At 61.2% G+C, this 7,236-nt stretch carries 4 protein-coding genes; all 4 read left to right on the forward strand.

Annotation, left to right across the window (positions count from 1 at the left end; translation table 11 throughout):
• Positions 1–673 (forward strand): YdeI family protein (locus C5L10_RS33115; RefSeq protein ID WP_371412022.1); only part of this gene is annotated, 673 nt, incomplete at its 5' end.
• Positions 674–1,181: 508 nt separating this feature from the next.
• Positions 1,182–3,329 carry a type I secretion system permease/ATPase gene (locus C5L10_RS33120; RefSeq protein ID WP_105433184.1) on the forward strand — a complete coding sequence of 716 codons (2,148 nt, stop codon included), beginning with the start codon at positions 1,182–1,184 and terminating at the stop codon, positions 3,327–3,329.
• A 41-nt stretch (positions 3,330–3,370) separates the two neighbouring features.
• Positions 3,371–4,783 (forward strand): HlyD family type I secretion periplasmic adaptor subunit, encoded by a 1,413-nt coding sequence (locus C5L10_RS33125; RefSeq protein ID WP_371412023.1) that lies wholly within the window; start codon positions 3,371–3,373, stop codon positions 4,781–4,783.
• A 115-nt stretch (positions 4,784–4,898) separates the two neighbouring features.
• Positions 4,899–7,236 (forward strand): M10 family metallopeptidase (locus C5L10_RS33130; protein WP_305778746.1); only part of this gene is annotated, 2,338 nt, incomplete at its 3' end.

Genomic DNA, 7,236 nt, shown 5'->3' on the forward strand with positions numbered 1-7,236 from the left:
AGATGTGTATAAGAGACAGCTTGTCATCCGGCCGCCACCCCGCCAATCCCGGCAACGCAACGAGCAATGGCTGCCGTCGGGATCGGCAGCCGCCAACCGGGAGCCACCCATGGACCTTGCCACCGAAGCCCTCGCCTTCACCGATCCCGCGGATTGGGCCTCCTGGCTCTCCGCCCACCACGCCACCTCGTCCGGCGTCTGGCTGCAGATCGGCAAGAAGAACCCGAAGCGGATCCTGATCACCATCGACGAGGCGCTGGACGTGGCGCTCTGCCATGGCTGGATCGACAGCCAGCGCAAGGGCTTCGACGCGACCTCCTATCTGCAGCGGTATTCGCCGCGCCGCGCCAAAAGCCCGTGGTCGAAGCTCAATGTCGATCGGGTGGCGGAGCTGACGCAGGCCGGGCGGATGCAGCCGGAGGGGCTGGCGGAAGTCGAGGCGGCCAAGGCCGACGGACGCTGGGCGGCCGCCTATGCGCCGCAGCGCGAGGCCGGCCTGCCGGACGACCTGATGGCGGCGCTCGCTGAAAATGCCACCGCCGCCGCAGCCTTCGAAAAGCTCGGCAAGACCGGCCAGTATGCGGTGGTGCTTCCGCTCCTCAAGGCTACCACCCCGGAAATCCGTGGCGCGCGGCTCGAAAAGGCGGTCGCGAAACTGGAAAAACCGGAATAGGCGGCCCAGAACGGCGGTAAAAAAAGAACCTATCACCTTGTCCAGGAAATGAGGCCTCCTGGTACACTTTGGGGCCGATAGGGAAGTCGGCGTTCAACCAGTGCCTCAAAAGGCTTGGCCACATACCGAAGATCGCAGCGGCGCGGCGAGAAACGGGAAAGTCCACCAGAACCGACCGTTCGCATCAGAATTTATCACCGTTGTATATTTTAGGGATATCTCTGGCAATAAATCCAAGGTGACCGCGACGCCATAGATTGATCTTATCGAGACAATGAGAAAAGGGAGCAGGGGGTCGGTATCGGTATTCATGGATCGGGAAGCGTCGCGCCGTGGTTGTGACTCGTGGGTAATACGTCACACGCCATCCCGAAATATCGGGAGTGCAATATTCCCATAGATTGCAGACGTGAATCCGCCTACATCTGCAGGCGCAAACCGTCGGCAACGGCTGCGGGGAAGGGTGCCTTGCACAGGCAAGAAAACGCTCAGGGGATTGTTTCGCGGCATGGATGGCGTCGTTTCGCAGCAGCTCGATTCCGGTCTCCGTGCGCTGTGCGGCATTGCGGCTTTCTATCGGATCGCAGCCGACCCTCAGCAACTGCAACATGATCTCGCCCTGAAGGGCCGGCCCTCGCAGGCGCTTGATCTGCAGCGTGCCGCCCGGCTGATCGGCCTTAAAGCCCGCCCGGTCGAAAAGGTTAGCGAGCGTCGCCTGCGCACAATTCCGGTGCCGGCAATCGTGCGGGTGAAAGGCGGGGCTTTCCAGGTGCTTGGCGGCCTCAATCCCTCCGGAAAGTACCGACTGATCGATCCCGTCACGCGGGTCGATCGGGAAATCGAGCCAGAGGACATCGCATCGGAGATCGGAGGGAGTGTCCTTCTCGTCGGGCGGCGGCTCGGCGGCGAGGGCTCGGATCCGCGGGAATTCGGGTTCAAGTGGTTTGTGCCGTCCATCTGGCGATATCGAAAGCCGCTGGCGCATGTTCTGCTTGCCTCGCTTTTCGTGCAGATATTCGCACTGGTGACCCCGCTGTTTTTCCAGGTCGTCGTCGACAAGGTCCTGACGCACAAAGGCTACTCGACATTGTTCGTGCTGGTGGCCGGCATCGCCATCATCGGCCTCTTCGATGTCGTGCTTCAATATCTGCGGACTTACGCGCTGGCCCATACGACCAACAGGATTGACGTCGAGCTCGGCCAGCGGCTGTTCCACCATCTATTGCGGCTGCCGCTTGGTTATTTCGAGACCCGTTCTGCCGGCCAGACGGTGGCACGTGTGCGCGAGCTCGAGACCATCCGCGCTTTCCTGACCGGGCAGGGGCTGTTTTCGGCGATCGACCTTCTGTTCACCTTCGTCTTCATCGCGGTGCTCTTCGCCTATTCCTGGAAGCTGACGCTGATCGTGATTGCCGCGATCCCGATCTATATCCTGATCGGCATGGTCGTGCGCCCGCCGCTGCGGGAGTTGGTCAAGGAGAAATTCAATCGCGGTGCAGCCAGCCAGCAGTTCCTCATCGAAGCGATCGTCGGCGTCCACACCGTCAAAGCTTCTGCCGTCGAGCCCATCATGCAGGCGCAATGGGAAGAAAAGCTTGCGGCCTATGTGCGGACGGCTTTCGATACCACGCTGCTTAGCGCCGGCGGCCAGAACGCCATCCAGTATGTGAGCAAGCTTTCGACCGCGGCCCTGCTGCTTTTCGGGGCCAAGGCGGTCATCGACGGTGAACTTTCGGTCGGCTCGCTTGTCGCCTTCAGTATGATCGCCGGGCAAGTGACCCAGCCGGTTTTGAGGTTGTCGCAGCTCTGGCAGGATTTTCAGCAAGTGCAGATTTCCGTGGACCGCCTTGGCGACATCCTGAACACGCCGATGGAACGGCACCCCGGCGCCCGCATGGCGCTTCCGCCACCCAAGGGGATGATCCAGTTTCGCAATGTCACGTTCCGATACCGGCCGGGCATGCCCGAGGTTTTAAAGAACATCTCTCTCGACATTCATCCCGGCGAGGTCATCGGCATTGTCGGCGCCTCCGGTTCCGGCAAATCGACGCTCACCAAGCTCGTCCAGCGCCTCTATATTCCGGAAGAGGGGCAGGTGCTGCTCGACGGCGCCGACCTCTCGCAGCTCGATCCCGCCTGGCTGCGCAGCCACATCGGTGTCGTCCTGCAGGAAAACCTGCTGTTCAACCGCACGATCCACGACAATATCGCCTTCTCAAATCCTGCGATGCATCGCGCCCAGGTGATCGCCGTCGCCAAGCTTTCCGGCGCAGACGAATTCATCACGCGGTTGCCCCAGGGTTATGACACGATGATCGAGGAGCGGGGCGCCAACCTTTCCGGCGGCCAGAGGCAACGCATCGCGATTGCCCGAGCCCTTGCGACGAACCCGCCGATCCTGATCTTCGACGAGGCGACCAGCGCCCTCGATTACGAGAGCGAGCGGGTCGTCCAGACGAACATGCACCAGATCGCCCGGGGCAGGACGGTCATCATCATTGCGCACCGCCTTGCCGCCGTCAGGCCGTGCAGCAGGATCATCGGCATGGCGGATGGGCGGATCGCCGAAATGGGCAGTCATGAGGAACTGCTCAAGCGTCAGGACGGGCTCTATGCGCGGCTTTGGGCCCTGCAGAACGACAGGGGGGCGGCGTGAGGAAAGCGCCCGCCAAGACCGCCCGTTATGCCGACCTTCCGATGAGGCCGGCAAAGCGGTCCGATCACGAGTTCCTTGCGCCGGCTCTGGAAGTCCTGGAGACGCCACCCTCGCCGGTGCGCATGGCGCTGATCCTGATCATTTGCGCCTTCACCGCAACGGCCTTGATCTGGTCCTATGTCGGCCGCATCGACATTATCGCCGCCGCCCAGGGCAAACTCCAGCCGACCGGGCGCGTCAAGGTCGTCCAGCCGCTGCTGACCGGCAAGGTGAAGGAGCTTCCGCCGCCAAACGGTACCCATGTCGAAAAGGGCGATATCCTCCTTGGGCTCGATCCGACCGATGCCATTGCCGACGAGACGGATGCGGCAAAGGGCCTGGCGTCCATGCGCGCCGAGGTCCGGCGCCGCAAAGCGATCGTGGATCATGTCCAGTCGCGCGTGCCGAACGCGCCGTTGCCAACGATCGCATGGGACCCGGATGTACCCTATGAGCTGCGCCGCAGGGAGGATGGCATTCTCCGGGGCGATCTTGAACAACACCAGGCCGCAGTCGCCTCGCTTGCGGCTCAGAAGCACCAGAAGGAAGTGGAACGCGATCGTCTGACTGTGACTCTTGCGGCGCAGAACTCTCTCGTCGAAACGCTGAACGAGCGCGTGACGATGCGCAGCGCGCTCGCTTCAAAGGATGCCGGGACGATGGCGAGCGTCATCGACGCGACGGAAACGCTGAAGGAGCAGGCGACGCAGCTTGCAATGCAGGAGGGCCGGCTTGCCGACTCCGTGGCAAGCATCGAGGTCTTTGCGCGGGAGAAGGACAGGGTAACGCGGGCGTTTCTGAGCGACCATCTCGCGCGACTTGGCGATGCGGAGCGCCGGGTCGAAGAGCTTGAGCAGCGCCTGACGAAGGCAAGAAATTCGCGGGAGCAGATGACGTTGCGCAGCCCGATCGCCGGCACGGTACAGGCATCATCGATCACCAGTGTCGGGCAAGTGGTGAGCGTCGGTCAGGACGTCATGCGCGTCGTGCCCGAGGGCAGCGCGCTGGAACTCGAGGTCTACGTCTTGAACAAGGACATCGGCTTTATAAAGCTTGGCCAGGAGGCGGTCGTCAAGCTCGAAGCCTTTCCGTTTACCCGCTATGGCACGATCCCGGCCCGGGTCACGAAGATCGCGGCGGATGCCATTCCGGAACCCGACGCCGCGCGCCGTGAAGGCGATGCCGCAGCAAGGCAGGCGGGGAGTGTCTTCGGCGGCGCCGAAAGAATGCAGAACCTGGTGTTTCCGGTGACGTTGAGCCTGGATGCCGACCGGGTTTCGGCGGATGGACGTGAGTTCAAACTCAGTTCGGGCATGTCGGCGACCGCGGAGGTTCGCACGGGAGAGCGCCGGATACTCGAGTATGTGTTTTCGCCCTTGGTTGAGGTCGCGAAGGAGGCGATGCATGAACGGTAGCCGGTTGCACTCCTTCGCAGTCGCACTGGTTCCCCAATAAATGGTTGGACCGGTCACCTGGAGCAGGGAACTCTCATAACCCATGATCGAGTAGAATAAAGCGGGCAGGAATTTCATGACGGGCATTATCACTTCCACAAAGTACGTGCCTTTGACCGGAGATCAGAGAGTCGACGGGCTTATCAGCGGCTACGCGTGGGACGGTACGATAACCTATGCGTTTCCCACCAGCTCGACCTCGTACTGGTATGATGGCGAGAAAGATTTCGGTTTCTCCTCGATTTCCCCGCAGCAGCAGGCTGCTGCCTTGATCCTCATGGAACAATCCTATGGAAACACGGCGAATGACGGTTTCTCCATAGAAGGATTTACCAACGCCGAGTTTGTGGCCGGAGACGTAAACACTGCAACGGTGCGATTTGCTCAGTCATCCGACCCGCGTCTTTCGACGGCATGGGCCTATTTTCCCAGCAGCGACATCGCCGGCGGCGATATCTGGTTCGGGACGGAATATGCTGGCACTAACGATGATTATCGGTTTCCGGAATTCGGCAACTATGCGGGACATACGTTGGCGCATGAACTGGGTCACGCGCTTGGCCTGAAACATGCTCATGAACCGAACAACAATCCGAAGATCGTGCCGAGCAGTTACGATTCTCTCGAATATACGATCATGACCTACCGCACATATATCGGAGACGTTCCGAACGGCTACGAATACGAGCAGAATAGTGCGCCACAGAGCTTCATGATGCTCGACATCGCCGCTCTGCAGGAAATGTATGGCGCGGACTACACGACCAACGGTGACGATACCACTTACAAGTGGAATCCGAATGAAGGCGTTACCTATGTCAATGGCGTCGCGGCCATCACGCCCAATGCCAACAGGATATTCGCAACGATCTGGGACGGCGGCGGTGTCGATACCTATGACCTGAGCGCCTATACCACCCGCCTTAGCATCGACCTGAGAGCCGGGGGCTACTCTTTCTTTTCCCAAGGTCAGTTGGCCGATCTGGGCGGTAGCCTGAACAATGGTTATGCCCGCGGTAACATTTTCAACGCGCTGCTTTATCACAACAACCTTGCCTCGCTGGTCGAGAATGTTCAGGCAGGCTCCGGCCACGACACGATTGTCGGCAACGAGGTAAGCAATACCCTTTGGGGTAACGGCGGAAATGATTCGCTTGGCGGCGGTGCAGGCGACGACACATTGATTGGAGGCGCCGGTTCCGACTCGATGTCGGGCGGGGTGGGCGACGATCTCTACGTGGTCGATATCGCGACCGACATTGTGATCGAGAACCTGAATGCAGGGACAGACATCGTCCAGACAGCGATTGTAAGTTATGCGCTCAGTGCCAATGTCGAAAATCTCACCTACACCGGCACCGGCAATTTCTCGGGCACCGGCAATGGTGCCGCCAACACGATCGCCGGCGGGGCGGGCAATGACACGCTGAACGGCGGGGCCGGCGCCGACACGCTGATCGGCGGCAGCGGCGACGACACCTATGTGGTCGACACCGCCGGCGATACCGTCAGCGAAAACGCTGATGAAGGTATGGATACGATAAGGACGGCACTCGCCAGCTACTCGCTGGCGGCGGTCGCCGATGTCGAGAACCTGACCTACACCGGCGTGGCGGCATTCACCGGGACCGGCAATGGCCTCGACAACACGATCCGGGGCGGCGCGGCCGCCGATATCCTTGACGGCGGCGCCGGCGCCGACACGTTGATTGGAGGCGTTGGCAACGACACCTACATCGTCGATGCCCAGGGCGATATCGTTTCCGAAGCCGCCAACGCCGGCACCGATCTGATCAAGACGGCGCTTTCCGCTTATGAATTGACCAGTATCGCCAATGTCGAGAAGTTGACCTTCATCGGCGCCGGCGATTTTGTGGGGACCGGCAATGCTTTGGCGAATGTCGTTTCCGGCGGTTCCGGCAACGACACGCTGGATGGCGGGACGGGCGCCGATACGCTGATCGGTGGCGCGGGTGACGATACCTACATCGTCGACATCGCCACCGACGTGGTGACGGAACTGGCAAACGAGGGCAGCGATACGGTCCGGACCGGACTTGCCGCGCTGACGCTTGCCGTCCATGTCGAGAACCTTGCCTACACGGGCATCGGCAATTTCCTGGGCACCGGCAATGTGCTTGCCAACACGATCACCGGCGGGGTGGGCAATGACACGCTGAACGGCGGGGTCGGCGCCGATACGCTGATCGGCGGCAGCGGCAACGACATCTATGTCATCGACAACGCTGCCGACGCCATCGTCGAGAGTGCCGCGGAGGGCACTGACACGATGCAGACGGCACTGGCGAGCTACACGCTTGCCGACAATGTCGAGAACCTGACCTACACCGGGGTGGTGGCCTTTGCCGGGACGGGCAATACCCTCGACAACACGATCACCGGCGGGGCTGCCG

Origin of the sequence: Neorhizobium sp. T6_25, assembly GCF_002968555.1 — a bacterium.
GTDB lineage: Bacteria > Pseudomonadota > Alphaproteobacteria > Rhizobiales > Rhizobiaceae > Neorhizobium.